Raw genomic sequence first — 26,804 nt, 5'->3', positions numbered from 1 at the left:
GTCAACGTCGTGGAGTGTTGAATACAAGGTATCTATTTACCTGTTACGTATCCAACTCAGCACACACGATCGACCGAAACAATTAAACTTAATGCAGTCTCCGACGCCTCTGGCGACTACTTAGGCGTCGATCAGCGCCAGGTGTTGGCCTGGAATGGAAGTGAGGGAAGGGGCGTGCCGGAGCTGCTCGCCTCAGCTCCTGTAGTTGTTGTTCTTCTGCCGACTCTTCGATAGGCAGAGATGAGCGGATGTTTCGAGCCTCATACTCCATTCCAGCGCCCTCAAGAATCTCGACGGCATTTTCAGCGCCCCTTCTTGCGTTTTTGATATCCCATTCCTCAAATGATTTTTGTTTGCTGTCAATAAAATATTTTCCGCAGTATATTCTATCTCCAACAAGAGTTCTCCATAGCACTAGGTTAGTGAAGTTAAGGTCGATATATCTACTTGTTTCTCTATTTGTCAGATCGCAGTACAGGCTGACGGTGATTGGGGCCTCAAGAATTTCAAGTAACCATTTCAGCCCAGACTCGTTAAGTGTATGTGAGACACAGCTTGATCTGTTGAGAATTGTTGAAGTGGCTTCATAGAGTACTTTTAAATTATCGCCAGATATTATGCGGTGGTTACGCAGCGCCGACACAAAGGGGCGTAGAATGTCAGGCGATACTTTGCGATCGCTTCGACTTGTGTACAAAAGCATGTACAGGAGCGCTGCTGCCGCTTCCTCCTCGGGTACGTACTTCAGTAGTTCTGAATATGCCTCAGGACTCAAAAGGCCGATAGGTTTAAGTTGAGATTTTATGCAGCCGATGGTTATATCAATTGCCGGAGGGCTAGGGATGTTTGAATTTCCGCTAGATTTTTCAAGCGGCGGTGAATTCAAGTAGCTATGGAGGCCGGGAATCAGCGTTTCTAGTTCTCGGGCAAGAATTCGTTCACCGGGGTGTCGATTGATAATGAGTGAGTCGATTAACGATTCGATAAGACAATGAAGCGCATATCGTTGGGTGGGTTCATGACGGATGCCGTTGGCTGAGTATACAACATCACGAAGGGAACTGACGGAATAACGTTGACTTAGTGGATTTTCAAGGGAATATCCGTTGTTAATCGTTCTGGCGATCTCTCTGTAGGTAATAGCGGACAGCGTGATAACCCAAGGAGAATCGCCTCGTTGCTCGTCTTGGAAAAATGATGAGGTGATTCCTCCAACTATCCCATATGGATTGCTTTGAGGGAGCTGGTGTGCCTTCGAGAGGACTCCGAGTCTGCGAAGTATCATGTCTTGTTGTGTATCGCGAGACGCAGAAATAGCGCCGGTCTTTAGCACCAGCTCATCCATTCTCCTCGAGTCGGTACACATCTGTCTCAACAAAACGATACGAAGCGTTCTGTCGATTTTAGAGTTAATATATCCCACAAATGTATCATGGCGACCCTGCATGTTTTGCTCTAATGAGTCAAGTTTGTCCTCATACATTCCACACCAAATGAGAGACAACCAAAGCGAAGGGTGCTGCAAATAAGACCATACCCATTTTTTCTCCTCCTGTAGTTTCCTATGTTGTATTATCCAGGAAATGCGGAATTGTTGACGTCGCCATTCCGAGGAAGATACTGTTACTCTAAAATATTCTTCTCGTTCTTGTTCGTCGGAAAGGCTTATCCAGAATTCTATGTAACTATTGTTTAATATGCTAGACGAGCTGCTCTTGTCATATTCTTTGGATGCAAAAATATCTCTAATGTCGCTGCGGTTATCTATATCCACGTCTTCCTTGATTTTATTTTTAACCTCGTCGGGTTGGAATAAATGAATCATGGCCTGTTGAAGCAGTGACAGGAAGTTAAACAACAGCACTGTGCCGACAATAATAAGAGCCGATGCCCATAAGGCTAGCATTAATGTGTGAGTGTCGGTGGCAGCCCAGTCTAAAGTTGAGGCACCTTTGGCATCAAGAAATCCAAGAATGAATGGAAATGTGAGGACGATAAATACGAGGACATTGAAAATCGGGGTCCAGATAATGTCGCTTGTAATGGAGCGATAAATAAGGTAGCTAGATAGGAAATGTCCGAAGTATGTTCCACCTTGCTTTTTATCCCGTACCGCATTTGCTGCGCTGCTGGTTATGAAAACAAGGATGGATAGTAATGTTGGAACGTTGTTGCTTAGGATTGCAGATGGTGAGTTATGTCCTTTAAGGATGGGTTGCCATGCGGCCCAATCCGGGTGTTGTGCGATGAAGTAAGTTAGAAATGAAACAGTCGCAAATACGCTAACTTGACTTAATCTCCCTAACCCCAAGTTGATTGTTATATCGTTTACTTTTCCTAAAGTTATACTCAGTCGGCGTCGAACTCGAGGAAGTATTCTTCGGTATAGGCGATAAATTATTACGTAAACGATTACCAATGCTGTAATTGTCATAAGCATGTTTATGAGTTTATCAGAAATAGCATTGCCTTGCTGTAGTTATGATTAGTTTTCTTCTAAACGTTTTTGTTGACGAGGTGGGGGGCCGCAGCGTTGCGCTGCGGCCCCCCACTCTCAGTTCTTGGCCCGGGTCAGCTGCTCTGGGCAGTGCTGGACTGACTGCTCGACTGGCCGTTCTGGTTGCTCTGGTTGCCGGGCTGCTGGCCACCGCTGGGCGGCTGGCCCGGATCCCCACCGGGCTGACCGCCCTGCTCGCCGGGGCCTCCCTGACCGCCCTGGCCACCACCCATGGGGCCGCCCATTCCGGCGGACAGCGCCGAGGCCGTCCCCGTGGCCGAGCCACCCGACGACGTCGCCACCGTGTACTGCTGGCCTTCGGTGAGCCCCAGCACCGTGATCGCCGCGGCCGTGAAATCGACCTTGACCGAGGCCACTTGCGACCCGGAGGAGTCCGTGACGGTGAGCGTGTCGCCCGCGCTCACCGATGGCGACCCCGTCACCCCCACGAGCTGGGTCTCGCCGTTGGCGTCCACCGCCCCATCCATCTCGCCGGCCTGCCCCGAGACCACCACGATCCCGCCCTTGACGTAGGCCGAGCCGTTGGAGTCGATACCGTCGGAGGAGGCGTAGGAGACCTCGACCTCACCCCCGCTGATCGTGAGCACCGAGCCGTCGTCGGACTCGGAGTCGGCGTTCTCGTGGCCCTCGATGACGTGGTCGCCGTTGGAGGCGTTGATGCCGTCGTCGCCCGCTGCGATGGACAGCTCGCCGCCGGCAACGTTGATGAACGGCGCCTGCAGCCCCTCGTCGGCCGCGTTGATGGTGACCGTCCCGGAGTCCTGCGTGTAGCTCACCCCGGCGTTGATGCCCTTGGGCGAGGGCGTTGTGGAGTCCGCGGTGGACTCCTGCCCGGGCGGTGCCTGCTCCTCAATGGTGGCGTTGGCCTGACCGCCGCCGGCCGTGATCGTCAGGGTCGTGTCCTTGACGGTGACATCCGTGGTCGCGGCGATCGCGTCGTCGGAGGAGGTCAGCGTGATACTCGCCTTGCCCAGGGAGATGAAGCCCTTCGTCTCATCGTTGTCCTCACTGGACTTCAGCGCGTCGCCGCCCGCCTCGACCGTCAGCTTCCCGGACTCGACCACCAGGTAGTCCTTGCCGCGCAGGCCGTCGTCGTCGGCCTTGACGTTAATGGTGCCGCTCCCGGTGATGATGAGGCCGTTCTTGGAGGAGATGCCATCCTTGTAGGAGCCGGTCACGTCCAGTTGGCCGGCCCCGGTGACGGTGAGCGTATCGGAGGAGAACAGGGCCGCGGTGGCCTCCTGCCCCGAGGCGTAGCTGGCACCGTCGGTCAGCGTGTTCTTGGAGTCCTTGGCCAGGACCACGATCGCGTCGCCGGCGTCCTGGATGTCGATGGCCGGGCCGTCCGAGCTCGTGATGCTCGCGCCACTGAGGACCAGGCGCACGTCGGCCTTGGGGGCGTTGACGACGATCCGCCCATTGCTGAGCTCACCGGAGATGACATAGGTACCGCCGCTGTTGATGGTCACGGTCCCCCCATCGACCTTCACGTTGCCCGACGACGACCCGCTGGCCGAGGCCGATGACCCCGACAGGGTGATCGTGGTGGCCGACGACGTGTCTGTGGTCCCGGCGTCGTCCTCGGAGCTGGAGGCCTTCTCCACGGAGGCGTTGGCGCCCAGGATGTCGGAAACGCTTGCACCGGTCGACGCTGTGGCTACGGTTGAGGAGATCGTCGTCCAGGTCGTTTCCGATCCGTTCGAGCCAGAGGCGCTCGCCTTGCCGGAGGCCGAGGAGGTCGAGCAACCGGCCGCCAGGGCGAGCGCGGCCAGGAGCGCTACGGCTCCGGTCGCACGACGGCGGAGTCGGTTGAGAGGCTTGGTCGTCTTCGTCTTGGTGGGCTTCATTGTTCTGTCTTCTCTTCTTGTCGGGTCCGGTGTCGGATCGGTGAGCGGTCTGGGCGCCCAGCTCAAGCGGCGCTCGCGGTGGTGTGACTGGCGTTGATGCTTTCGAGGCTGGAGCGGTCGGTGCCGAACAGGCCGGCGAGCTCGTGGGTCAGGGTCCGGTACCACCTGTTGGCGGGCAGCTCGGGGTGGAGCAGCGCCATGCCGGTGGCGTACTTCGAGATGCGGGTGGGGCGGTATCCGGCCTCCCACAGGGCGCGGTCCGCGGGAGAGGGCGTGGCCGGGTTCTTCGTCTCGACGACGGCGACGCCCGAAACCTCCACCGGCTCGCCGCTGCTGATGGCCACGTCCAGGTGGGCTGGACGCAGCGCCTGCGAGCCCGCAACCATCCCGGCGAAGGGGCCGGCGGAAACCACTGCGGTCCCCGGGGCTGCGACCGGTCCCAGGTGCTGCCAGGTCAGGGCCGTGTCGATGGTGGCCCGGGCCTCGGCGCGCGGCAGGTGCAGGGTGGTGCGCTCGTAGGTGGTGGCCAGCACCGGCCTCAGCGCGGCGGCGACCTCATGGGCTGCGGCCGAGCCGGTGACCCCCGTGCTTGCCAGGCAGGCCGCCACGAAGGCTCGTCCTGGACCGGTGAGGCGGGAGGCGTCGTCGGCGTGGTAGCCCATGCGCCGCTTGACGGTGGTGCCGCGCGCGCCGCGGGTCTTGACCTCCAGGAAGCACAGGCCGGAGTCCAGGTAGGTGCGGGTACGCACCTTGAAGCGCCGACGCCGCTTGCGGGCCGCGAGCATGAAGGCCTCCAGCCCCGGGGTGTCGAAATAGGTCGAGGCGTAGGAGAAGCGGCGCTGTTCGTCAATGGCCAGAACCCGGGCGTCGGGCGCGAGCCCGTCCACAAGCTCCTGCGCGCAGTTCAGGGGTACCAGGTACTTGCGGTCCACGCGGGTGAGCAGGCCCGCGGCGCTGTTGAGCTCGGCGAGGGTGGTGGTGGCCAGGTGCTCCGTGTTCAGACAGATCGGGGCCGTCCCGTGGGGAGCCGACGCCGCAGCGCTCGGGATCGCGGCGGGCATCATCGTGCAGGTCGTGGAGGTCGTGGAGGCGGTCGTCATCGCGGTCCTTTTGGTCGGTGCGGGCCGGCGTCAGCGCGCGGCCATGACTGTCTGCGTGGCCGGTTGGCTGCTGGACTGGGCCGCGGAGCGGGTGACGTACTGGGCGGCCGGTTTGATGGTGATGGGCTGGGCCTCGGCCCGGTCGGCGGGTGCGGTGGTCTGCACGGTGCTCTGGCGGGTGCCGGCCCAGGACTGGGCGGTCGGGGCGGTGGATGCGCCGGCCGCCGGCTCGGTCGCCAGTTTCGAGGTGGGGACGTCGTCGTCGGAGAGCCTGGAAAGATCGGAGGTCTCGGGCTCCAGCTCGGCGGGGGTCTGTCGGGGCGCCCGGAAGCGGACGTCGACGATGGTGGTGTCGTTGACCAGATCGAGGCGCTGGACCTCGACCGAGCGGACCTGCCCGCCCAAGGTGTGCTCCAGGTGGGCGATGAGAGCGGTCTCGTTGGTGATGGCGTGGTCGAGGACAATCACCTGGTGGCGGTTGCGGCGCATGAGCGCGGGGTGATCGCCGATCCACAGAGCGGCGACGACGGTGCCCATGAGGGCGGCCACCATCCCGATGGGTGCGGTCTGGATCCCGCCGAGCAAGCCGAGGGCCAGGGCTGCGAAGAAGTAGGCCACCTCGTGCTGGGCCAGCTCGGTGGAGCGCAGGCGGATGATGGACAGGACGCCGAAGAGCCCCAGGCCCAGGCCGGCCGCGACGTTCGCCGTCAACAGCAGCAGGGTGACTGCCAGGACGCCCACGTTAACGCCGATGTAGGCGGCCATGAGGTCCTTGCGGGTGTGGCGGGGGGCGTAGAGGGCCCCGACCAGGATGGTGAGGGCGATCAGGTCGGCGGCGATGTAGGTCAGGGTGGTCAGGCTCATCGGGAGGCTCCTGTCGGGGTTATTTCGGACCGGCGACGGGGCCTGCCGTGAGATGGGCGCTTAAAGACCGAACATGTACTCGGGGCGCGCCGCGGCGGGTGACTCCGTCCGGTGAATAACAGTCAAAGAGCGCATTCCATGAGCCGGCTGTGAACGCGGCATGGGTGAGGCATGACTTGTTCCGCCACCGATGTGAAGCAGCAAACAGCGCCCCCGGGGCCGGGCGGGGCCCGTTACTCCCGGAGGCGCTGGTGATGAGGCGAGGTCTCGGCTGAACGACCGAATGTCAATGGGCGCCGGCAGCCGATGAGGTGCAGACGCGGATCGGCCCGGCCGACCTGCGACCGGAGCGGCGCTCGCTCAGGCAGCCACCTGACGCAGTGGGGCCTGCCGCTTATAGCGGCCCAGGTCCCGGTTGATGGTGCGGTTCCACCGGTTGGTGGGCAGATTCGCATACAGCAGTGCCATGCCGGTGGCGTACTTCGAGATGCGGGCGGGCCGATGCCCCCGCCTCCACAGCAGCCGATCCGTGGGGGAGGCCGTGGACGGGTTCTTCGTCTCGATGACATTGAGGTGCCCCACCGACACGCCCCGTTCGAGGCGCCGCCCGTCGGGGTCGAACAGGTCCCAGGTCAGCTCGGTGTCGAAGGTGGCCCGGGCCTCGTCATGAGGCAGGTGCAGGGTGGTGCGGCTGTAGGTGGAGTCCATGACCGGGACGAGGGCCTTGGCGATGGCGCTCGCCTCGTCCAGGGAGCAGGTGGAGGACTCGACCAGCCGCTCGATGACGAACAGATGACCGTCGGGCGTGATGCGGTCGGCGTCGTCGGGATCGTACTTGAAGCGGTCCTTGACGGTGGCCTCGCGCGAGCCGTTGGTCTTGACCTCCAGGAAGCACAGGCCGGAGTCCAGGTAGGTGCGGGTGCGGATCTTGAAACGCCGGCGCCGTTTGCGGGCGGCCAGGAAGTAGGCGTCCAGCCCCGGGGTGTCGAAGTAAGTTGACGCGTAGCGGAAGTGCCGCAGGCCGTCGATCTGGAGGACCTGCGCTCGCGGGGCGAGGTAGTCGACGACGTCCTGGGTGTCGCCCGGCGGCACCAGGTACTTGCGGTCCATGCGGGTGAGGAGACTCGCCTCGGAGTTGAGCTCGGCGAGGGTGATCGTGTCGATGCCTTCGGTGTTCGGCACGGTGCGGTCCTTTCCGGGGTCGGGAGTCGCGGGTGGGGCGGGTCGGTTGCCAGTGGCGCGGCGGTGCGGTGGGTGCCGTTGTGATCGGTCAGTTGTAGCGGGGGTTGGCCACAGGAGGCGGTGGAGCACTCGGCTGGCTGTGCCGCTGGGGAGTGTGCTGCTGCCGGTTGCCAGTGATCCAGTCGTGCCGGGGCGGGGCGGTGGCCGCTGAGGCGGCGCTGTCGTGAGAGAGCGCCCCGGGCCAGGCCTGCTGCCCGACGGACTGGATCGGAGTGGGAGTCTGAACGGGCTGGATCGGGGTGGGAGTCTGAACGGGCTGGATCGGGGTGGGAGTCTGAAGCGGGACTTCCTCAATCAGATGAGGAGCCTGAGGGGCGCTCTCCTGAGGAGCTTGCCGGACCTGCTGCGTCCCGGTGTCCTTCGGCTGAGTGGCGGGTGGTGCCGTGCGGGCCCGACGGCGCAGCCGGTAGTGCACCTCGACGATGGTGGTGTCGTTGACCAGGTCCAGGTTCTTGAGGTCGACACTGCGTATCTGGGCGCCGAGCAGGTCCTCGAGTTCGAGGATGAGCTCGTCCTCATTGCTGATGGCCCGATCGATTGTGACGGTCTGGTTGCGGTTGTAGCGCATGAGCGCGGGGTGATCGCCTACCCATAGGGAGGCGAGGATGAGGATCATGAGGATGGCGACGATGATGAGGTGGCTCTTGATCCCGCCGAGCAGGCCGAGGGCCAGGGCCGCGAAGAAGTAGGCCACCTCGCCTTGGGCCAGGGAGGAGGAGCGCAGGCGGATGATGGACAGGACGCCGAAGAGCCCCAGGCCTAGGCCGGCTCCGACGTTGTTGCTCGATGACAGCAGCAGGGTGACTGCCAGGACGCCTACGTTGACGCCGATGTAGGCGGCCACGAGGTCACGACGCCCGTGGCGCGGGATGTAGAGCACCCCGACCAGAAGGGCGATGGCTAACAGGTCGGCGCCGATGTAAGCCAACGTGAGTGGCAGTTCTTGCAACGTCTGCTGCATGTCGAGTCCTCGTGGGAGATGGATGGGGACCGGGATATAACGATCTTGTAACAATAACCATAATTCGACCGTTGCAAAAAATGCTAGAGCCAAGACCTCTTGTCGAGTGTGAGACTGCGTACTCCTGCGGATTCCCCAGGCGGTGTTGTTCGCCTCGGGTGCGCAGATGGGCCGTCTTCAGTCCCCTCTGATCGTCTCCTAACTTCTTGACGACCGTATGCTGGTTGTTCGCTGGGAGGGGCGACACGCCGAGTGCGTGCGTGTTCGGAGGTGATTCTTCCTCCTCCGTCCCCAGGGCTGGGGGTGGACTGCCGGTCTTGGACGGCGACCCCTGTGGTTAAGGGGGTCTGATGGATGTCACGCCCTTGTGAGACCATCGTCCTGCGGATCGGGGGATCGGGTTTGGATGTCGTCGTGAAGATGTTTGTGAGCCGTTTCCACCGGGCATCCACAGTCCAGCGGGTGTTTTCCACAGAAGGGAGGGGTGGTGTGCACAGGACCACGGCTGACACAGCATCTTGGGGTAGTAGACCCGGACTACCCCAAGGGGTAGTGTCTTGTTCTGCGGGGCCGTTCTGGCCTCCCGCGAATGACAAGCGTGTGGTGCCGCCGGTTCAGTCCCCCTTCGGGGACGGGCCGCAGTCACCGCCACCGGACCCTGAGGAAGAGACGGCCATGGCGATCACCATCTACAGCAAGCCCAACTGCGTTCAGTGCACGGCCACCTACCGCGCCCTGGACAAGGCCGGTCTGTCCTACGAGACGGTGGACATTTCTCTGGACGCCCAGGCTCTTGAGCAGGTCAAATCCCTGGGATACGCCCAGGCTCCCGTCGTCGTCGCCGGGGAGGACCACTGGTCCGGCTTCCGCCCGGACAAGATCAAGACCCTCGCGCTCGCCGTCGAGTCTGTCGCGGTCTGAGGCCGCGGGGCGCGCCGTGAGTAGCGGGCCTCTGCTGGTCTATTTCTCCTCCACCTCGGAGAACACGCACCGATTCGTGGGCAAGCTCGGCTTCCCGACGGCGCGCATCCCCTTAAGGCGGACGGACTCGCCGTTGACCGTGGACAAGGAGTACGTCCTGGTCGTGCCCACCTATGGCGGCGGCTCCGTCAAGGGGGCGGTGCCCAAGCAGGTCATCGCCTTCCTCAACGACCCGGATAACCGGGCTCTGTGCCGGGGCGTCATCGCCTCGGGCAACACCAACTTCGGCCAGGCCTACTGCCTGGCGGGTGACATCATCGCCAGCAAGCTGGGGGTGCCGTTCCTGTACCGCTACGAGCTGCTCGGCACCCCCACGGACGTCGCACGCGTCAAAGAAGGATTGGAACACTTTTGGCAGACACGCTGACGGACACCGGCTCAGAGACCGTGTCCTCCCCGGATCTGGACTACCACGCGCTCAACGCGAAGCTGAACCTCTACGACGCGAACGGCAAGATCCAGTTCGACGCCGACCATGAGGCGGCTCGGCAGTACTTCCTTCAGCACGTCAACCAGAACACGGTCTTCTTCCACGACCTGGAGGAGAAGCTCAAGTACCTGGTCGAGGAGGGCTACTACGAGGGCCACATCCTGGACAAGTACTCCCCGGAGTTCGTCAAGTCCGCCTTCAAGGCGGCCTACGCCCACAAGTTCCGTTTCGAGACCTTCCTGGGCGCCTTCAAGTACTACACGTCCTACACGCTCAAGACCTTCGACGGGAAGCGCTACCTGGAGCGCTTCGAGGACCGTGTCACCATGGTGGCCCTCACCCTGGCCGACGGCGACGAGCAGCTGGCCCTCGACCTCATCGACGAGATGATGTCCGGCCGCTTCCAGCCGGCAACCCCCACCTTCCTCAATGAGGGCAAGGCCCAGCGCGGCGAGCCTGTCTCCTGCTTCCTGGTGCGTATCGAGGACAACATGGAGTCGATCGCCCGCGGTATCAACTCCGCCCTCCAGCTGTCCAAGCGCGGCGGGGGAGTGGCCCTGCTGCTGAGCAATCTGCGGGAGATGGGCGCTCCCATCAAGCGCATCGAGAACCAGTCCAGCGGCGTCATCCCCGTCATGAAGCTGCTGGAGGACTCTTTCTCCTACGCCAATCAGCTGGGCGCCCGCCAGGGCGCCGGGGCCGTGTACCTGCACGCCCACCACCCCGACATCATGCGGTTCTTGGACACCAAGCGCGAGAACGCCGATGAGAAGATCCGCATCAAGACCCTCTCACTGGGTGTCGTCATCCCGGACATCACCTTCGAGCTGGCCCGCAACAACGAGGACATGTACCTCTTCAGCCCCTACGACGTCGAGCGCGTCTACGGTATGCCGTTCGCGGATGTCAACGTCACCGAGAAGTACCGCGAGATGGTGGACGACGGGCGCATCAAGAAGAAGAAGAAGATCAACGCCCGCACCTTCTTCCAGACCCTGGCAGAGATCCAGTTCGAGTCCGGCTACCCGTACGTCATGTTCGAGGACACGGTCAACAGGGCCAACCCCATCAAGGGCAAGGTCGTCATGTCCAACCTGTGTTCTGAGATCCTCCAGGTCTCCGAGCCCAGCGAGCTCAACGAGGACCTCACCTTCGCCCACGTGGGCAAGGACATCTCCTGCAACCTGGGCAGCCTCAACATCGCCAAGACGATGGATTCCCCGGATTTCGCCCGCACGATCCGCACCGCCGTGCGCGGCCTGACCGCTGTCAGCGACCAGACCCATCTGCCCAGCGTGCCCTCCATCGACCGCGGCAACCACGAGTCGCACGCCATCGGCTTGGGGCAGATGAACCTCCACGGCTTCCTGGCGCGCGAGCGCATCCACTACGGCTCCGAGGAGGGCCTGGACTTCACCAACGTCTACTTCGCCAGCGTCCTGTTCGCCGCCCTGACGGCGTCGAACGAGATGGCCGTGGAACGCGGGGAGAGCTTCGTGGGCTTCGAGGACTCGACCTACGCCAGCGGCGAGTTCTTCGAGAAGTACGTGACCCAGGACTTCGTGCCGGTCACCGAGCGCGTCAAGGATATCTTCGCGGCCTCCAGCGCGCATGTGCCCACCCGTGAGGACTGGGCCGAGTTGGCTGCCAAGGTCAAGGAGGGTGGCCTGTACAACCGCAACCTGCAGGCCGTGCCGCCCACCGGCTCGATCTCCTACATCAACAACTCCACCTCCTCGATCCACCCGATCGTGGCTAAGGTGGAGATCCGCAAGGAGGGCAAGATCGGCCGCGTCTACTACCCGGCGCCCTTCATGACGAATGACAACCTCGAGTACTACCGGGACGCCTACGAGATCGGCCCGGAGAAGATCATCGACACCTATGCCGCGGCCACCCAGCACGTGGACCAGGGGCTGAGCCTCACGCTGTTCTTCCCGGACACGGCCACCACCCGTGATGTCAACCGCGCCCAGATCTACGCGTGGCGCAAGGGCATCAAGACCCTCTACTACATCCGCCTGCGCCAGGCCGCCCTGACCGGCACCGAGGTCGAGGGCTGCGTCTCCTGCATGCTGTGAGCCTGTGGCCGTCGGCTGCCTGTCTATGACCGCCGTCGGGGCCAAGAGGATATGAGTCCTCTTGGCCCCGACGTCGTGCTGGATGGAGAGCTAGGTGCGCGAGCCGCCCCGTTGGTGCGCGAAACCCGGCTCGCCCACCGTCCGGAAGGTTGCCGGGTCTACTTCACAGGGCTACTGCCCTGAGCGGCTTGAGCATACCCGATGACCAGAGTAGTAGCGGGTGCGACGCAAGCGCCGGGCCCACATGACGACACGGGTGCACCGGCGCTTACTTCCACTCCGCGCCGTAACGCGGCGGCACGTTAACTATAGCCAGCAATAGCTGCATGGGTCACACGTTCCGTCCCCTCCTTGCGGTGCTGTCAGTCGCCTGCAGGTGACGACTCCTCGGTGCGACGGCGCAGCTCGCGCACGGTGGCGTGCGGGTCCTCCCCAGCCGGGAACCCGCGCAGGCGCCAGTACATCGCCAGCAGGGAACCGGTGATCGTGTGCCAGAAGGTCGCCACGGCGCAGGGTGCAGCCACCGCCGCGCTCAGGTACTGCAGGGCGAGGGTCGAACCGAGCCCCGCGTTCTGCAGGCCCACCTCGATGCCGATCGTGCGTCGGTCGGCCCGCGAGACCCCGAAGGCTCGTGCCACGGCGTAGCCCAGGGCGTAACCGGTCGCGTTCTCCAGAGCGATCGCGGCGAACATGAGCGGCCCGGCGGTGGCGATGAGTGGCTGGCTCTTGGAGGCCACCGCTGCCACCACCGCGGCGATGGCCACGACTGAGACCCACGGCATCGCCGGCTGGATCCGGGCCACCTGCTTGTGAAAGAAGACGTTGCAGGCCAGGCCCGCCCCCACCGGCAGCAGCACGATCTGCACGATCGACAGCGCCATCGACCCGGCCGGTACCCGCATGTAGGTTCCAGCCAGCCACAGGGTCAGCAGCGGGGTGATGATGGGTGCAAGCATCGTGGAGAAGGCAGTCATGGACACCGATAGCGCCGTGTTGCCCTTGGCCAGATAGCTGACCACGTTGGACGTTGTCCCGCCTGGCACGCAGCCGATGAGGATGATGCCCACCTTGAGTTCTGGGGACAGCGGCAGCAGGTTCGCCACGCTCCAGCCCACCAGTGGCATGACCGCGTACTGGCTGACCACGCCCAGAATGACCGGCTTCGGGTGACGAGCGATCATCGTGAAGTCCGGGATGGATAGGGTCATCCCCATCCCCAGCATCGTGATGGCCAGCAACGGCGTCATGTAACCGGCCAGCGGCACGAAGGTGGAGGGCGAGAAGAAGGCGGCGAGGAAGGCGCCAAACATGATGAGCGGGAAGACCGTCACCGCGATACGGGCGCTGCGATCCTGTCTCTTCTCGGAGGCTGCCTCGACGCCGGAGGCCGCAACTGCGGTCGGCTTTTCGGAGCGCGGTGCGGTGTCGGTGTCAGTAGGGGCTGTCATGGGATGCCTCGGATCATCGGTGGAGCATCAGCGGGGATATGCCCAGCGACAATAGTCCGAGGAGTGAAAGATCGTCGTCTCAGTCCACCGTACGGACGCGGCTGAGGCTCCGGAGCAACCTGTCAAACGTGACGTGCATCTGTGAGCCCAGGGCCGCCGACGCCGGTGCGGACCTACCGAGACGCTACTCGAGCTCGTCGTCGGAGTCGGGGTCGTCCTCGGGTTCGCGCCACACCTCGTCGCAGCGGTGGACGCTCGTGGCGATGAGCCGGGCGTTGGGCAGGTCCACCGTGCGCACCCAGTGACCGGCGTCGAGCGCGTTCTTGCCGAAGTCCTCGTGTCGGTTGATGAGCCGCACCACGAGCACCTCCTCGGGCACGTCGATGTGGATGAGCAGGTCGATCCGCTCACGCACCGCTCCCCAGCCGCGCGTCTCCAAGGCCAGGTAGTTCCCCTCGGTGATGACAACGCCGGTCCCGGAGACTATGCCCCCAGCCGCCACCGGCTCGTGCAGATCGCGTCGGTACACCGGGACGAGGACCTGATGGGCGCCGTCGGCCCGCACCCGATCCAGAGTCGCCAGGTAGCCCTCGACGTCGAAGGTGTCCGGTGCGCCCTTGCGTTCATGGCGGCCCAGCTCGTCGAGAACGGCGTCAGACAGGTGGAAGCCGTCCATGGCGACGAGCCCGGCGAAGATACCGGCCTCCTTGAGTCCGGCCCCCAGCTGCGCGGCGATCGTCGATTTCCCCGATCCGGGCGCCCCGACGAGCCCGACGACGAAGCGCTCGGGCGCGGCGTCGTCCGTCAACCGCTGTGAGAGCTGGTCGACGAGGCTGCTGACAAGGGTGGCGGTTTCGCCCACCCGCACCGTAGGGCTCATGGAACTATTATCTCAGTCAACTAAGTGGCTGAGGCCTGGAAGCGGTATCTGTATCCATTGTGATGCCTTGATGACAGGGCGCCGGGGAGCAGATGCGGCGACGTAGGGAAAAAGGGCTGGAAGGGCGCTGATTCGCCCATGGCCTCGCCCGGGTGTGCGGTGCGGCGGTCATGTTCGTCGTCGTTGGGCCGGGTTGCCGGGGTGGAAGGCTCCGGGGACCGTCAACCAGGCCCGTACTGGTGGCAACACCTCCATGACCGTCTCCGTCGGTGAGAAGGCCGTGTACAACGGCACCTTCCCGGTTGGGACAGTCCTGGCCCTCAAGGAGGACACGACGACGGCCTCGACTACTCCTGCCGGCGTGGCCTGGGGCAGCCACACCTTCGCAGTAGGGGACCAGAACACCAACAGCCTGACTATCGAGGACCAGAAGTCCACGGCCGTGACGCTGCGCAACTCCGCCGACCCCGCCGCTGTGGAGGAGGGTGACTTCACGGTCACCAAGGCTCTGGCCGGCGACGGCGACTTCAGCAAGTCCACCTTCGAGTTCACCTACACCTGCACTGACGGCTCCGAGGGGTCGCTGACGGTGACCGGAGCCGCGACCTCGGAGAAGTCCAAGAAGGTCAAGGCTGGATCGACCTGCACCATCACAGAGGACGCACAGGCCGCTGATGTCGAGGGATACACCCTGAAGGCGCCCGCCTCCCAAGAGGTGACCATCGGTGAGGAGAACCAGGTGGTGGCCACGACCTTCACCAATACCTACACGGCCAAGCCCTCGCCTTCTCCGTCGCCCAGCGAGTCGCCGTCTCCCGATCCGAGCGACCCTGCCACACCTGAGGCCGGACGCCAGCCCCCAGTTCTCATAGGGGCGCGCCCCCGAGCATGCCTGAGTCCTAGGGCCAGGTGGGCTCGGGGGCGTTGTCGTCGGCAAGCCATGACATCAATCGGACGCCTTCACCACAGGCCGGCGCCGGTAACGGCTCCGGCCCGAGTGGAGACTCCCACCACTCGAATCAATCGACCGAACGTCAAGGACTTGGGTCCCGGCCGTGCGCCGTCGAACCGGGGCGGAGGCGAGGGTGGGGAAGAGGACGGCGAAACAGTCACTGTGGCGTCGGACACGGTCGTAGCCTGAGGGGGTCCGCCATGCCGCACGCCACGAAACGAGTGCCGTGCGCGACTCTTCCGACGTCAGGAAACACACCATGGCAGAGCCTTCCCCGTCATCGCAGTCGTCATCCTCTCAGCCATCAACCACCTCCTCCCCAGCGTCGACGAACTCGGGCGATCCGGTTTCGACTGTCAGCCGCATCAACGCCCGGATCATCGGCATCTGTGTGGCCGCGGCCCTGGGCGGGTTCCTCTTCGGCTTCGACACCGCCGTCATCAACGGCGCCGTCGACGCCCTCTCCGACCAGTTCGCCCTCAGCGATGCCCTCAAGGGCTTTTCTGTCTCCTCGGCACTCATCGGCTGCACCGTCGGCGCCTGGTTCGCCGGGCCGGTTTCCAACCGGCTGGGCCGAGTGCCGGTCATGCTCATCGCCGCCGTCATGTTCCTGGCCTCCGCGCTCGGATCAGGGCTGGCCTTCGGCGTCATCGACTTCATCGTGTGGCGCCTGGTGGGCGGCCTGGGAGTGGGGGCGGCCTCCGTCATCGCCCCGGCGTACATCGCCGAGGTCTCCCCGGCGAGTGTGCGCGGTCGCCTGGGCTCCCTCCAACAGCTGGCCATCGTCATCGGCATCTTCTCCTCCCTGCTGGCCGATGCCTGGTTCTCCGGACAGGCAGGCGGGGCTGCCAAGGAGCTGTGGCTGGGGATGGAGGCCTGGCGGTGGATGTTTATCGCCGAGGGGCTGCCCGCCCTCGTCTACGGACTCTTCGCCTTCCGTCTACCAGAGTCCCCGCGGTTCCTTGTGGCGCGCGGTGACTATGACAAGGCCTCCCAAGTGCTCTACGACTTCACCGGCATCATCAACGTCAACCTCAAGATCGAGGAGATCCGTTCCACCATCGACTCCGAGAAGCGCGAGTCCCTGTCCGACCTGCGCGGCACTGCGCTGGGGCTCAAGCCGATCGTCTGGGTGGGTATCCTGCTGTCCGTCTTCCAGCAGTTCGTGGGTATCAACGTCATCTTCTACTACTCGACGACGCTGTGGCGCACCGTGGGCTTCGAGGAGTCCGATGCCCTGACCATCACGGTCATCACGTCGGTCACCAACATTGTGGTGACGATCCTGGCGATCCTCCTGGTGGACAAGGTGGGGCGCCGGCCGATGCTGCTGGCCGGCTCGTTCTTCATGACCATCTCCCTGGGGCTCATGGCGCTGGCCTTCTCCTTCGCCAATATCAGCGGTGGTGAGGTGACCCTGGAGGCGCCCTGGTCGTCGATCGCGCTGGTGGCTGCCAACCTGTTCGTCGTGGCCTTCGGGGCGACGTGGGGGCCGCTCGTGTGGGTGTTGCTGGGCGAGATGTTCCCCAACCGGATCCGCGCCGGGGCACTGGCTGTGGCTGCTGCCGCCCAGTGGGTGGCGAACTTCTTCATCTCCACCACCTTCCCGACCTTCTCCAGCATCAGCCTGACCTTCGCTTACGGTTTCTACGCCGTCTTCGCGCTGCTGTCCCTCCTCTTCGTCTTCTTCCGGGTGCCCGAGACCAAGGGCAAGGAGCTCGAGGAGATGGAGGACCTGGCGGTCTGAGACGCGGCAGGCAGTCTGTACCCGTGGTTGTCCGGAACAAGGAGGTGAGAGGCGCAGGCGTCAGCGATCCTCCTCGATGACGCCATGGTCACCGTCGAGGTTGATGCCGTTCTCCTCCATCCACTCCTCGATGAAGTCCCCAGTGGGCACGACGTAGTCGGGACGAGCGGGGTACGCGGCCACGCCTGTCTTCCTTTCACGTGCGTGGCGGTCTGGGGGCTGTTGAGAAAGTAGGACGAAGCGCCTGCGTGTTCGTACCCTACGGTGCGCGGTCGTGCCCTTTACCCCTCGAACGCGCGACCTAAGGTACGACCGCGACGTCGGCGAAGGGAGACGGAGTGGAAGGCGGCCTCCGGAACGGGGATTGCTCCCCGTTCCGTGTGCGGGGCTGGGAACTTACGGTGATGTCATGGCTCATCGTCGACGCAGCGTCTTCCGTGTCCTTCTGACCGCTCTCGCCCTGGCTAGGTCCAGCTGAATCATCGGCGTGGGAGTCGGGGCGCAGACTCCGGAGATGATGCGAACCGGTCCACTTCTTTCTGCGGTACGCCCCACTGTGAAGCATCTAGAAATATGGGGTGGATGCGAGAGCAAGGCATGCCCGTACGGATCCCGGAAGATGAAATATAGTGAACGCTGTAATCCTGGGGATTCTGTGGCTGTCGTTGGTGATGTTCATTGCCGTTGATGCAAGTTTCTTTAAATGCCGTATTTTGGGTCCCGTGAGTCGGGTCGGTAGGCGGTTTGCGGTACTCCTCGTATTTGCCACCATTGTTGTTTACTGTTCGCTTCTTGAGTTTAACAGGAAACGAAGACTACAACGATATCTTCACCTCCTGAAAGGCGTTGACTCGGTTGAAGTGCATGCCAAGTTTTGCGGTGATGCCGGTATTCGCTGGACGATTCGCGTGGGACTGGAAAACGAACCGCCCGTCAATACCTTGATCGCCGTGGTAGGCAATTCTTTCAATAAAGTCGAGGAGATCTCCGGGTCGTCCACGTCGGCCGTGGATATGGAAATCGCCTGGATGCAAGAATCCACCAGGGTCAGATGGAGCAGGAAGGTGGGTGATGCGACGGAGGCAGTCAAGGCGGTTACCGGGCTATGCGCGCCCGCGATTGAGAGCATCGAGGTTTCTTCGTATGGAACCTCGGTGCGGTATCGTGGAGCTGAAAGTTTTCCGGATAGCTGGATGGTTGCCCCCGGCTCCGATGTGTTATCGATCGATCTCCTGCCTTTCAAACAGTGCGTGCGCGTCGGCGAAGTGAGTGTGACGGTTCGGTGCACTGGATGCGCTGATCTCGGCTCTGTTCCGTTGAAGCAAGTGTTCGAGGCGATTTCCCCGATTTACAGGAGTAGAGAGGGGGTGTCGATTAAACTGGATGAAATGGATTTCGTGTCTTGTCAGATCCAGCTGCGTGTGGCTGCCTTCGGGAGCTACGAAAACGGTCTCGACTCCGATGCCGCTGCGAAGGTGCTGGCTGTTGTCTTGGGGAATCGGGTCCTTCAGGGCATTGAGCTCTCAACGGCCTGGGAGAGGGCCGGTGTGGATCACGTTCGCTTCGACATGAAGAATGGGAGCGTTGTCGGGCAGGGCTGGCCTCCAAAGAGGAGTGCAGCGATCCTCGCGGCGGCGCAGCAGGCTGCCTCCTCCTTGTCGTGAAGGCCGAAGATCGGCCTTCCGATGGGGCAATGTCCCGCGGTCAGTCGGCGCCCAGCTGCAGCCGATCCCAGGACCGGTAGGTGATCCAGGCGCCGATCGCGGCGGTCATCACCGGAACCGCCAGCAACGGCGTGCTGACCTCCGTCTGGTGCGAGGCCCACACGATCGGGATAGACCACGGGACGTAGGAACCGAGCCCGAACCCTGCGGCCAGATTGGTGACGACGAGGATCACCAGCGTGAGCCCGATGCCGGCCAGGTAGCTGCGCCACCACGTTGCCGCCCACATGACCGGCAGGACACCGGCGCCGAGCGCCACCGAGACAAGCAACAGCGTCGCGAAGCAGCCGGCGGCTCCTGCCACCCCCAGGCCGAGCAGCAGCCCCGCCGTCATCAGTAGTGCCGCCTCGCCGGCTCCCAGCAGAACCGCCCAGGACAGGGTCACCACCATCTTCGCCGTCGCAATGGTTCGCAGGGCCGGCGGGATGGCGAACAGGCCCACAATGGTTCCGTCGGTGAACTCCCGCCCCACACCCCAGGACATCACCACGCCCACAGCCAGGAGGATCGTCGCGCTCACGCTCGTCGCCCCCAGACCGGTGTAGCCGTCCCAACCCGGCGAGGTCACCATGGACGCCGCCTTCCGCCCCATGTCGGTGTCTCCGGCGTGCATCGCGGCGGCATAACCGCCGGCCGTGGTGACCGTGACCAGGGTGAGGGCGGCGAGCGTCGCCACGCGCGTCACCGTGGCCCGAGCCAGCTTGCGGGCCTCCAGGCCGATCACGATCCCGAGAGCGCTGCGATCCATGGCCATCATGAGATCTCCGTCCGTTCACGGCTCGTGTCCACGCGGGCGTTCGGCCCCGCCCCAGACTCCGGGGCAGTGCTGTCTGTGGCCAGGTCCGCCGCCAGGACGGCGTCGAAGAAGACTCTCTCGAGGTCTGCGCCTCCGGGGCAGCCGGGTCCTTCGGGCACGATCGTGTCGATGATCCGCCCCCGGTGCAGGATGTCGACACGGTCGGCGATGCGCGTCAGCTCATCGAAGTGGTGCCCGGTCACCAGCACCGCTCCGCCGCGCCCGGTCACCTCCCGCAGCAGATCCCTGAATCCGACGACGGCGAGCGGGTCCAGTCCGTTGGTCGGCTCATCGAGGACGACGACGTTCGGCTCATGAGCCAATGCTCCCACCAGCCCCACCTTCTGGCGCGTCCCCAGTGACAGACGGCGTACGGGCACATCGAGCCAACCGGTCAGCGCCAGCGCCTCACTCATCCGGGCTGTGAGCCTCCCGGCGTGCTCGGGGTCGGCCCCGTGGAGGCGGGCAGCAGCCTCGATGTTCTGCCGGGCCGTGAGCTCGGGGTAGGAGAATGGTGTCTCCACCAGATGACCCACCTGTCGCCACACGTCCCTGGAGGTGGAGGCGATATCGCGGCCGTATAGGAGGACCCTGCCGGTGTCGGGACGGAGCATGCCGAGGATGACGCGCAGGGCTGTGGTCTTCCCGGCGCCGTTGAGACCTACGACGGCGCGGCACTCGCCCTCGGCGAGCGAGAGACTGAGGCCGTGTAGAACAGGCTTCCTCCGCAGGGCAACATGGACGCCCTCAACCTCCAGGGCTGGAGCTGCTGTGCCGCTCATGATTCCCCCAGGAGGCTGAGAAGACCTCGACTGAGAACGGTTGCTGCGTCGCCGGTGGTGCTGGTGGCCGTACTGGTTGCTCCGGCGTCGGGCGCGTTGTTCTCGCCTGCCCAGGCGAGCAGGAGGCTGCTCGCTGCGCCCATGACGGCTCCGGCCGCGGCCCGCGCCGCCGCGTCGTCGACGCCCGGAACGACAAGCGCCGCGGCGATGGCGCGCTCGGTCTCCTGACCCGCGGTTCGTACGGCGGCTGCCAGCGACGGGGTGAGGGCCGCCAGTCGAACGCGTTCGTAGAACTCCCGGGAGGACATCTCCTCGCGCGCCGGCTCCTCACTTATGGCCGCAACGAGACCTCGCACCGCCCGGGTCAGCGGACGCCATTGCCGCGGCTGGGCGCGCACGGCCGCAGCAATGAGCGGATCGAATAGGTCGTTCACCACCACGGCCTCCTTGGTGGGGAAGTGGCGGAAGAAGGTCATGTGGGAGACCCCGGCGGCCTTGGCGATCGCGGTGACCGGGACGGCGTCGAACCCCTGATCGACGAACATCCTCAGTGCGGTCCGCCGGAGCAGGTCGGTCGTCGAAGCGCGTGGACTCATGGCCAAAATGTTAGTCACTAACGAAATGTTAGTCAATAACGTCTTGTTGGCGATGTCCGTGTCCGGCCATCTCCAGTGCCGGGAGGGCGGCAGGCACCACAGTCGCGACCCGGTCGGGCGTCACAGCCGGTCGGCACCGTCGTCGGTAGCATGAGGCCAGCTCACCCAAACCCCGGGAGGAACCGATGCACGAGCCCATCAAGCTGGTCGACCGCGTCCAGGCCATCAACTGGAACCGCCTGGCCGACGACAAGGACCTCGAGGTCTGGGACCGCCTGACCGGCAACTTCTGGCTGCCCGAGAAGGTGCCGCTGTCCAACGACGTGCAGTCGTGGGCCACCCTCAATGAGGCCGAGAAGAACATGACCACCCGGGTCTTCACCGGCCTGACCCTCCTGGACACCATCCAGGGCACGGTCGGCGCGGTCTCCCTCATTCCCGACGCCCGCACCCCCCACGAGGAGGCGGTGCTGACCAACATCGCCTTCATGGAGTCGGTCCACGCCCGCTCCTACTCCTCAATCTTCTCCACCCTCATCTCGACGGCGGAGATCGACGAGGCCTTCCGCTGGAGCGAGGAGAACGAGAACCTCCAGCGCAAGGCCCGCATCATCCTGGACTACTACCGCGGGGACGACCCCGAGAAGCGCAAGGTTGCCTCCACCATGCTGGAGTCCTTCCTCTTCTACTCCGGCTTCTACGCCCCCATGTACTGGTCCAGCCACGCCAAGCTGACCAACACTGCCGACCTCATCCGCCTCATCATCCGCGACGAGGCCGTCCACGGCTACTACATCGGCTACAAGTACCAGCTGGCCGTGCGCGAGTCCTCGCCTGAGCGCCAGGCCGAGCTCAAGGAATACACCTTCGACCTCCTCATGGAGCTCTACGACAACGAGGAGCAGTACACCGAGGACCTCTACGACGAGCTCGGCCTGACCGAGGACGTCAAGAAGTTCCTGCGCTACAACGCCAACAAGGCCCTCATGAACCTGGGCTACGAGGCGCTTTTCCCGGCCGACGCCGTCGACGTCAACCCGGCGATCCTCGCTTCCCTGTCTCCCAACGCCGACGAGAACCACGACTTCTTCTCCGGCTCGGGCTCCTCCTACGTCATGGGCACGGCCGAGGCCACCCAGGATGAGGACTGGGACTTCTGATGGCGCCTCGGCGCATGCGGTAAGGAACTTCCCCGGAGACCTCCAGGACACCCCCGATCCGTAGCGGACTGCCCGGTAAGCACCGGGACGACGGGTGTGCGACGCAACCGGGGGAGGTGGGGAGGACTTCCCCAGGTGCGCTCCCCATGGTGGAGAGTCCGTGGGCACCGCATAATTTCGGTGTTCGCAGCGCACCAGAAAGGAACTCCCATGCGCTCCACCGTCAAGGTCCTCTCCGTCGCCGCCGCCCTTGCCATGGCTGTTGGACTGTCCGCCTGCGAGGAGCAGGAAGGCCCCCAGACCCCGACCGACGGGGCCACCGCAAGCGCCTCCGCTGATAAAGACGCGGACTCCTCGTCGGACCCGACTGCGTCCGAGGACGAGAAGGACTCCAAGAAGGACGAGAAAGGCAAGAAGGACGATAAGGATGAGAAGGACAAGAAGAAGGACTCCAAGGGTGGTGAGACCACCAAGTCCGGCTCCAAGATCCAGGACATCAACACAGTGACCTTCAGGGACGATGAGATCGGTCTCACGCAGACCTGCGACAAGGTGGTCGAGGACTACGCCGCACCGCAGTACAAGCAGGGCAAGAGCGATGAAACCGTCTACCTCCTCCACTGCACACTCGACTTCGATGGAGAGGTCGGCTACAGCTCTGGCGTCACACACACTACGTCGCTGCAGGACGAGAAGAACTCCTCCCTCAAGGCTGATGAGTACGGAGCGCTGCTGGCCAACGACCTGAAGGCCGACGGCCTCGAGACCTTCAGCATCGCCGACGACTACGGAGCCACGAACATCGAGGGCTGGTTCGCCTTCGTCTCGCTGGGCAAGTCGACCACGCTGAGACCATTCTCCGATGGCTCCACCAACATCGTCTACGACCGCGGAGACGGCGAGAACACGCGGACGGGCAAGCATTACGGGCCCCACTCCGACACCCAGAAACTGGTCCTCAAGTAAATCCGATTCCGCTCCCCTCCTCGGCGATGTCATGCTCTCGGGCGACGTCGTCCATCCCTCCGCCGCGCCTCACGATCCCACCGGTTCGTGAGGCGCGGTGCTGTGCGAGGCCGCGGTCCGCGACGGCGCGGCCGGCATCCGGCATTCGCCCCCTTCGGTAGCGTGACGCCATGACGACACCCGAGGCGACTCGCCCCCGCCCGACGATGCCGCCCGTCTACCGGGCCGGTCCGTCCAAGATGTCGGAGGTCGACGCACGCTCCTGGAGCATCGACGACGTCCTCGATTCCGTCTTCTTCGCCATCGCCGCCGTCGCCACGCTGTGGCTGGCCTGGCTTCTCATCGGTTCGGGCTGGCACCTCGAACCGGCGCTCGTGGTCAACTCCCTACTGTTCTGGGCGGTGCTGGCCTACCTCGCCCTGCCGCGCCTCCACCAGGTCCTCACCTGGCTCTACGTTCCCGACTACTTCATCGGCCGCACCCGCACCCCCGACGGGCTCCTGGGCGATCCTGTCAACCTTGCCGTCAAGGGCGATGAGGAAGATATCCATGAGGCGATGACGGCCGCCGGCTGGGTGCGCGCCGACCCCATCACCCTGCGCTCCTCGTGGCGCATCATCATCTCCTCACTGCTGCGGCGCTCCTACCCGGCCGCTCCCGTCTCCAACCTCCTGCTGTTCGGACGCAAACAGAGCTTCGCCTACCAGAAGGAGGTCGAGGGCAACCCCGCCCAACGCCACCACATCCGCTTCTGGTACTGCCCGCCCGGTTGGGTCCTGCCCGGCGGGGGCCGTGTGGACTGGCTGGCCGCCGCCACCTACGACCGTGCCGTCGGCCTGAGCGCCCTCACCCTCCAGGTCACCCACAAGATCGACGCGGACATCGACATCGAGCGCGACTACGTCGTCGACGACGTCCGCTGGGCCAACGAGGCCGCCGAACTCGAAATCTGGCCGGACTTCTTCACCTCCTATCACGACAAGAACGGGGGAGGCGACCGAGTGGTCACCGATGGCGCTCTCCACGTCCTCGACCTCAACGAGGTGGTGCCCGGGTCCGACTCCGGGCTCTCCCTGCGCCTGGCCCACCTCGCCGATCTCGAGGCCCGGCGGCGGCGCCCCAGCCAGCTCATCATCGCCCTGGTCCTCATCGGGATCATGATCGTCGTCGAGCTCATGCGTGTCACTCGCATCGACGTCACCGACCTTCTGGACGCCACTCCGATCTCCGGCATGGACCGGGGGATGATCGCCGCGGTCATCGCCGTCATTGCTACGGTGTCGGCCATCCTCACGCTGACCACCGCCGCCCTGGGCGCGGCGGCCTGGCACGGGCATCCGCGCGGCCGCATCGCCCTCATGGCTACCCTCGTCCTGAGCATCCTCACCGATATGGTGCAGGTCTCCAGCCTCGGGGTCCGACAGGCGACCCTCGGCTTGGTCATCACCAGCGCGCTCCAGGTTCTGGCCCTGCTGGCCCTCTCAGCCAGGCAGGTCCACGAGTGGGAGCACGCCCGCAAGGAGGAGCGCCGCGCAGTTCGGGCCGCGGTGCGAACCGGCGGGCGAATCGGTGCGCAGAGCGACACGCGGCCCGACTCTCCCGCCGATAGGGTGGATTCATGAGCGAGTACCTGGCAGGACCGCAGGAGGGCAGCGCCGACAGCGGAGGTCCGGCGGGTCGGGCCCGCGGGCGCGTCAGCCACGTCGATGCCTCCCGGCCCGTCGATGGCGAGCGCGAGCACGTGCGCTTCGGTATCCCCTTCAACGGCGTCGTCCCCATCTGGCACGACGACGCCACCATCACCTGGCACCGGCCGGCCGACGGCACCGACCTGTCCAGCGTCCTGGGCATGGGCCTGGTGGAGTCTGAGCCCGGCCCCGCCCAGGCCCCCGCCGGCTGGCAGGAGCAGGTGGAGACCGGCACCCTGACCGACTCAGGCCGGCTCCTGCTGCTTAGGGCCGCGACGCCGTCGGGCCGCCGCGCCATCAACGACCCTGGCGATGGCGCCCCGATCCTCCTCCAGGAGCCGCTGAGCTACGAGCAGGCCATGGAGGGGGTCTTCGACGTCGTCAGCTTCGGCATCCACATCGGCCGCATCATGCTGCGCGCCGCCCGCGACGGCGGGATCATCCTGTTCACTCTGCGGGCGCCGCGCGACCCCGAGCCGCACCACATCCTGTCCGTACCCGCGCAGGTCGATGACCGCGGCGTCATGAGCTTCCACCTGGGCACCCTTCAGGAGATGGAGGGCGGCGCCTGGGATGCTGCCACCCACCGGGACGGCATGGCCCTGCTCGACCTCACCGTCCCCTACGCCGACCTCGTGGCCGAGGCCGGCCCCGACGGCGAGGAGGGGCTCGACGCCGACAGCGTCCTGGAAATGGCCCAGCCTGTCATCCAGTGCATCCTCAAGCCCGGATTCCCCTTCGCCCTGGGCGCCTCCATGCTCCTGCCCCAGGAGGACTGAGCCGGGCCGACGCCGTACTGCGCACTCAGGACGCCGGCGGGGCGGTTGAGCCGCGCACGATGAGCTCGGTGGGGATGATGATGCTGCGGCTGCGTTCCAGTTCCCCCGAGGCCGCCTGCTCCAGCACGAGCCCCACCATCTCTCGGCCGTGCCGCTTGAAATCCTGGCGCACCGTGGTCAGCGGCGGGAAGCTGTACTCGCCCACGGCCAGGCCGTCGAAGCCGACGACCGAGACGTCCTGCGGCACGCGTCTGCCCTGCTCGTGCATGGCTCGGATGAGGCCCAGGGCCAGCTCGTCGTTGGCGCAGAAGACGGCCGTGGCCTCCGGGTCGGCCGACAGGCGCAGACCAGCCTCATAGCCCGCTGCGGCCTCCCAGTCGCCGGGTACCGGCTCGGGAACCTCCCGCCCCGCCTCCTGTAGGCAGCGGGCCCAGGTGGCTCTGCGGATGAGGCTGGACTGGGAGTCCTCGGGCCCGCACACGTGGTAGACGGTGCGGTGCCCCAGCCCCAGAAGGTGCCCGACGGCGTCGCGCACCCCGCCGACCTGGTCGGCGCTGGCCGAGGGGTAGTAGTCCACGAGCGTGGAGTCCGAGACCGCCACCGGCATCGAGGGCGGCAATACCAGCTGCTCGCGCCCGGCCCTCCCGGCTTGCACGACGACAAGCCCATCGATGGCCTGGTGGGAGAGTCGGTAGACGGCCTCGCGCAGGTCGTCGGAGGCGGGGTGCTCCACCTGGACGAGGTTGACGGCGTAGTCGACGGCGGTGGCTGCCTCCAGCACTCCCGCGGTGGTCAGGGCCTCACCGGTGCGTTGGATCTGCTGGGTCAGCACCCCGATCGTCTTGAAGGAGCCTCGGCGCAGGGCCTGGGCTGCGCGGTTGGGGGAGTAGCCCAGTTGGTTCATCGCGCGCAGGACTCGCTCGCGGGTATCGGGCCGGACGTGCTCCGATCCCGCCGCCACGCGCGAGACCGTCTGGGCTGAGACGCCGGCCAAGCGAGCCACATCGCTCATTGACGGCGCTCCCTCCGCGCCCCGGCGCTGCCCTGGCATGGCATGAGGTTATCAGGGGCGGCAGGAGTACCCGCATCCTGACGACATGGTGACGTTACCATAGTGATCCTCCTCAGAGGTTGGTGGAGTCCAGATTGGGTTGATAGATCTGCCTCACTAGAGCGGGGCTCGTCTACTATGTTAACGTCAACATAAAGACGTTGCACTGCTGCGCGTCCCCCGTTCCCGTCCACACCTGAGGGAGCCGAAC

Annotated in this window: 23 protein-coding genes; 10 read left to right on the top strand and 13 right to left on the bottom strand. The window is 64.4% G+C overall.

What is annotated here, in order from left to right; translation table 11 throughout:
* Positions 1-88: 88 nt before the first annotated feature.
* The 6 genes from FK256_RS13505 to FK256_RS13480 form a co-directional block, all read right to left on the bottom strand.
* On the bottom strand, positions 89-2,440 hold the full coding sequence (locus tag FK256_RS13505; protein ID WP_141425098.1) for a hypothetical protein: 2,352 nt from the start codon (positions 2,438-2,440) through the stop codon (positions 89-91).
* A gap of 131 nt (positions 2,441-2,571) precedes the next feature.
* A complete protein-coding gene (locus FK256_RS13500) occupies positions 2,572-4,365 on the bottom strand; it encodes a carbohydrate-binding domain-containing protein (RefSeq protein ID WP_141425097.1) in 1,794 nt (597 codons plus the stop codon).
* 62 nt (positions 4,366-4,427) lie between these two features.
* A complete protein-coding gene (locus FK256_RS13495) occupies positions 4,428-5,426 on the bottom strand; it encodes a polyphosphate polymerase domain-containing protein (protein ID WP_141425105.1) in 999 nt (332 codons plus the stop codon).
* Positions 5,427-5,495: 69 nt separating this feature from the next.
* Positions 5,496-6,329 (bottom strand): DUF4956 domain-containing protein, encoded by an 834-nt coding sequence (locus FK256_RS13490; RefSeq protein WP_211343586.1) that lies wholly within the window; start codon positions 6,327-6,329, stop codon positions 5,496-5,498.
* A gap of 360 nt (positions 6,330-6,689) precedes the next feature.
* Entirely contained in the window at positions 6,690-7,511 is an 822-nt protein-coding gene (locus tag FK256_RS13485; RefSeq protein WP_009232764.1) for a polyphosphate polymerase domain-containing protein, read from the bottom strand.
* An 88-nt stretch (positions 7,512-7,599) separates the two neighbouring features.
* Positions 7,600-8,532 carry a DUF4956 domain-containing protein gene (locus FK256_RS13480; RefSeq protein ID WP_141425096.1) on the bottom strand — a complete coding sequence of 311 codons (933 nt, stop codon included), beginning with the start codon at positions 8,530-8,532 and terminating at the stop codon, positions 7,600-7,602.
* A gap of 675 nt (positions 8,533-9,207) precedes the next feature.
* Here FK256_RS13480 and nrdH point away from each other — a divergent pair.
* The 3 genes from nrdH to nrdE are packed head-to-tail and all read left to right on the top strand — an operon-like array spanning position 9,208 to position 12,024.
* Positions 9,208-9,453, top strand: coding sequence for a glutaredoxin-like protein NrdH (nrdH, locus tag FK256_RS13475; protein ID WP_141425095.1), 246 nt, complete (start codon positions 9,208-9,210; stop codon positions 9,451-9,453).
* Positions 9,454-9,469: 16 nt separating this feature from the next.
* Positions 9,470-9,880 (top strand): class Ib ribonucleoside-diphosphate reductase assembly flavoprotein NrdI, encoded by a 411-nt coding sequence (gene nrdI / locus FK256_RS13470; RefSeq protein WP_141425094.1) that lies wholly within the window; start codon positions 9,470-9,472, stop codon positions 9,878-9,880.
* Positions 9,865-12,024, top strand: a complete 2,160-nt coding sequence (gene nrdE / locus FK256_RS13465) for a class 1b ribonucleoside-diphosphate reductase subunit alpha (RefSeq protein WP_141425093.1) — start codon at positions 9,865-9,867, stop codon at positions 12,022-12,024. Before nrdI ends, nrdE begins: the two co-directional genes overlap by 16 nt.
* Before the next feature lie 362 nt (positions 12,025-12,386).
* On the opposite strand, the gene FK256_RS13460 is transcribed toward nrdE, so the two are convergent.
* Both FK256_RS13460 and FK256_RS13455 read right to left on the bottom strand, forming a co-directional pair.
* Positions 12,387-13,472 carry a bile acid:sodium symporter family protein gene (locus FK256_RS13460; RefSeq protein WP_141425092.1) on the bottom strand — a complete coding sequence of 362 codons (1,086 nt, stop codon included), beginning with the start codon at positions 13,470-13,472 and terminating at the stop codon, positions 12,387-12,389.
* 184 nt (positions 13,473-13,656) lie between these two features.
* Positions 13,657-14,352 (bottom strand): nucleoside/nucleotide kinase family protein, encoded by a 696-nt coding sequence (locus FK256_RS13455; RefSeq protein ID WP_141425091.1) that lies wholly within the window; start codon positions 14,350-14,352, stop codon positions 13,657-13,659.
* A gap of 253 nt (positions 14,353-14,605) precedes the next feature.
* Here FK256_RS13455 and FK256_RS13450 point away from each other — a divergent pair, with 253 nt between their 5' ends.
* Entirely contained in the window at positions 14,606-15,493 is an 888-nt protein-coding gene (locus FK256_RS13450; protein WP_211343585.1) for a DUF5979 domain-containing protein, read from the top strand.
* A gap of 70 nt (positions 15,494-15,563) precedes the next feature.
* Positions 15,564-17,051 (top strand): sugar porter family MFS transporter, encoded by a 1,488-nt coding sequence (locus FK256_RS13445; RefSeq protein WP_081697290.1) that lies wholly within the window; start codon positions 15,564-15,566, stop codon positions 17,049-17,051.
* A gap of 60 nt (positions 17,052-17,111) precedes the next feature.
* Here the strand turns inward: FK256_RS13445 and FK256_RS14795 are convergent, their stop codons facing one another.
* A complete protein-coding gene (locus tag FK256_RS14795) occupies positions 17,112-17,234 on the bottom strand; it encodes a hypothetical protein (protein ID WP_280525791.1) in 123 nt (40 codons plus the stop codon).
* Between the two features lie 446 nt (positions 17,235-17,680).
* Here FK256_RS14795 and FK256_RS13440 point away from each other — a divergent pair, with 446 nt between their 5' ends.
* Positions 17,681-18,715, top strand: a complete 1,035-nt coding sequence (locus tag FK256_RS13440) for a hypothetical protein (RefSeq protein ID WP_244936462.1) — start codon at positions 17,681-17,683, stop codon at positions 18,713-18,715.
* Between the two features lie 40 nt (positions 18,716-18,755).
* Here the strand turns inward: FK256_RS13440 and FK256_RS13435 are convergent, their stop codons facing one another.
* Genes FK256_RS13435 through FK256_RS13425 form a run of 3 tightly spaced genes read right to left on the bottom strand, consistent with a single transcriptional unit; the run spans position 18,756 to position 20,949 of the window.
* The gene (locus FK256_RS13435; protein WP_141425090.1) at positions 18,756-19,532 is read right to left on the bottom strand and encodes an ABC transporter permease; all 777 of its coding nucleotides are present in this window, start codon (positions 19,530-19,532) and stop codon (positions 18,756-18,758) included.
* Entirely contained in the window at positions 19,529-20,353 is an 825-nt protein-coding gene (locus FK256_RS13430; protein ID WP_141425089.1) for an ABC transporter ATP-binding protein, read from the bottom strand. The genes FK256_RS13435 and FK256_RS13430 overlap by 4 nt, the downstream gene beginning before the upstream one ends.
* A complete protein-coding gene (locus FK256_RS13425) occupies positions 20,350-20,949 on the bottom strand; it encodes a TetR family transcriptional regulator (protein WP_244936460.1) in 600 nt (199 codons plus the stop codon). Before FK256_RS13425 ends, FK256_RS13430 begins: the two co-directional genes overlap by 4 nt.
* Positions 20,950-21,134: 185 nt before the next feature.
* Between FK256_RS13425 and nrdF the strand changes: the two genes are divergently transcribed.
* From nrdF to FK256_RS13405, 4 genes are all read left to right on the top strand, one after another.
* Complete coding sequence (gene nrdF, locus FK256_RS13420; RefSeq protein WP_021609648.1) at positions 21,135-22,109, top strand: class 1b ribonucleoside-diphosphate reductase subunit beta; 975 nt, start codon at positions 21,135-21,137, stop codon at positions 22,107-22,109.
* Between the two features lie 210 nt (positions 22,110-22,319).
* The gene (locus tag FK256_RS13415) at positions 22,320-23,075 is read left to right on the top strand and encodes a hypothetical protein (protein WP_021606110.1); all 756 of its coding nucleotides are present in this window, start codon (positions 22,320-22,322) and stop codon (positions 23,073-23,075) included.
* Positions 23,076-23,245: 170 nt separating this feature from the next.
* Complete coding sequence (locus FK256_RS13410) at positions 23,246-24,697, top strand: LssY C-terminal domain-containing protein (protein ID WP_244936459.1); 1,452 nt, start codon at positions 23,246-23,248, stop codon at positions 24,695-24,697.
* Positions 24,694-25,542: a hypothetical protein gene (locus FK256_RS13405; protein ID WP_244936457.1), complete on the top strand. Its 849-nt coding sequence runs from the start codon at positions 24,694-24,696 to the stop codon at positions 25,540-25,542. Before FK256_RS13410 ends, FK256_RS13405 begins: the two co-directional genes overlap by 4 nt.
* A 25-nt stretch (positions 25,543-25,567) precedes the next feature.
* On the opposite strand, the gene FK256_RS13400 is transcribed toward FK256_RS13405, so the two are convergent.
* The gene (locus tag FK256_RS13400) at positions 25,568-26,554 is read right to left on the bottom strand and encodes a LacI family DNA-binding transcriptional regulator (protein WP_141425088.1); all 987 of its coding nucleotides are present in this window, start codon (positions 26,552-26,554) and stop codon (positions 25,568-25,570) included.
* Positions 26,555-26,804 lie beyond the last annotated feature (250 nt).

Source organism: Actinomyces johnsonii (assembly GCF_006546835.1).
GTDB lineage: Bacteria > Actinomycetota > Actinomycetes > Actinomycetales > Actinomycetaceae > Actinomyces > Actinomyces johnsonii.
This window is presented reverse-complemented; position numbering and strand designations above follow the sequence as displayed.

Coding starts and splice junctions, on each gene's coding strand:
- FK256_RS13505 (WP_141425098.1), bottom strand. CDS start 2,440: ATGCTTATGACAATTACAGCATTGGTAATCGTTTACGTAATAATTTAT.
- FK256_RS13500 (WP_141425097.1), bottom strand. CDS start 4,365: ATGAAGCCCACCAAGACGAAGACGACCAAGCCTCTCAACCGACTCCGC.
- FK256_RS13495 (WP_141425105.1), bottom strand. CDS start 5,426: ATGCCCGCCGCGATCCCGAGCGCTGCGGCGTCGGCTCCCCACGGGACG.
- FK256_RS13490 (WP_211343586.1), bottom strand. CDS start 6,329: ATGAGCCTGACCACCCTGACCTACATCGCCGCCGACCTGATCGCCCTC.
- FK256_RS13480 (WP_141425096.1), bottom strand. CDS start 8,532: ATGCAGCAGACGTTGCAAGAACTGCCACTCACGTTGGCTTACATCGGC.
- nrdH (WP_141425095.1), top strand. CDS start 9,208: ATGGCGATCACCATCTACAGCAAGCCCAACTGCGTTCAGTGCACGGCC.
- FK256_RS13460 (WP_141425092.1), bottom strand. CDS start 13,472: ATGACAGCCCCTACTGACACCGACACCGCACCGCGCTCCGAAAAGCCG.
- FK256_RS13455 (WP_141425091.1), bottom strand. CDS start 14,352: ATGAGCCCTACGGTGCGGGTGGGCGAAACCGCCACCCTTGTCAGCAGC.
- FK256_RS13450 (WP_211343585.1), top strand. CDS start 14,606: ATGACCGTCTCCGTCGGTGAGAAGGCCGTGTACAACGGCACCTTCCCG.
- FK256_RS13445 (WP_081697290.1), top strand. CDS start 15,564: ATGGCAGAGCCTTCCCCGTCATCGCAGTCGTCATCCTCTCAGCCATCA.
- FK256_RS13435 (WP_141425090.1), bottom strand. CDS start 19,532: ATGATGGCCATGGATCGCAGCGCTCTCGGGATCGTGATCGGCCTGGAG.
- FK256_RS13430 (WP_141425089.1), bottom strand. CDS start 20,353: ATGAGCGGCACAGCAGCTCCAGCCCTGGAGGTTGAGGGCGTCCATGTT.
- FK256_RS13425 (WP_244936460.1), bottom strand. CDS start 20,949: ATGAGTCCACGCGCTTCGACGACCGACCTGCTCCGGCGGACCGCACTG.
- nrdF (WP_021609648.1), top strand. CDS start 21,135: ATGCACGAGCCCATCAAGCTGGTCGACCGCGTCCAGGCCATCAACTGG.
- FK256_RS13415 (WP_021606110.1), top strand. CDS start 22,320: ATGCGCTCCACCGTCAAGGTCCTCTCCGTCGCCGCCGCCCTTGCCATG.
- FK256_RS13410 (WP_244936459.1), top strand. CDS start 23,246: ATGACGACACCCGAGGCGACTCGCCCCCGCCCGACGATGCCGCCCGTC.
- FK256_RS13405 (WP_244936457.1), top strand. CDS start 24,694: ATGAGCGAGTACCTGGCAGGACCGCAGGAGGGCAGCGCCGACAGCGGA.
- FK256_RS13400 (WP_141425088.1), bottom strand. CDS start 26,554: ATGAGCGATGTGGCTCGCTTGGCCGGCGTCTCAGCCCAGACGGTCTCG.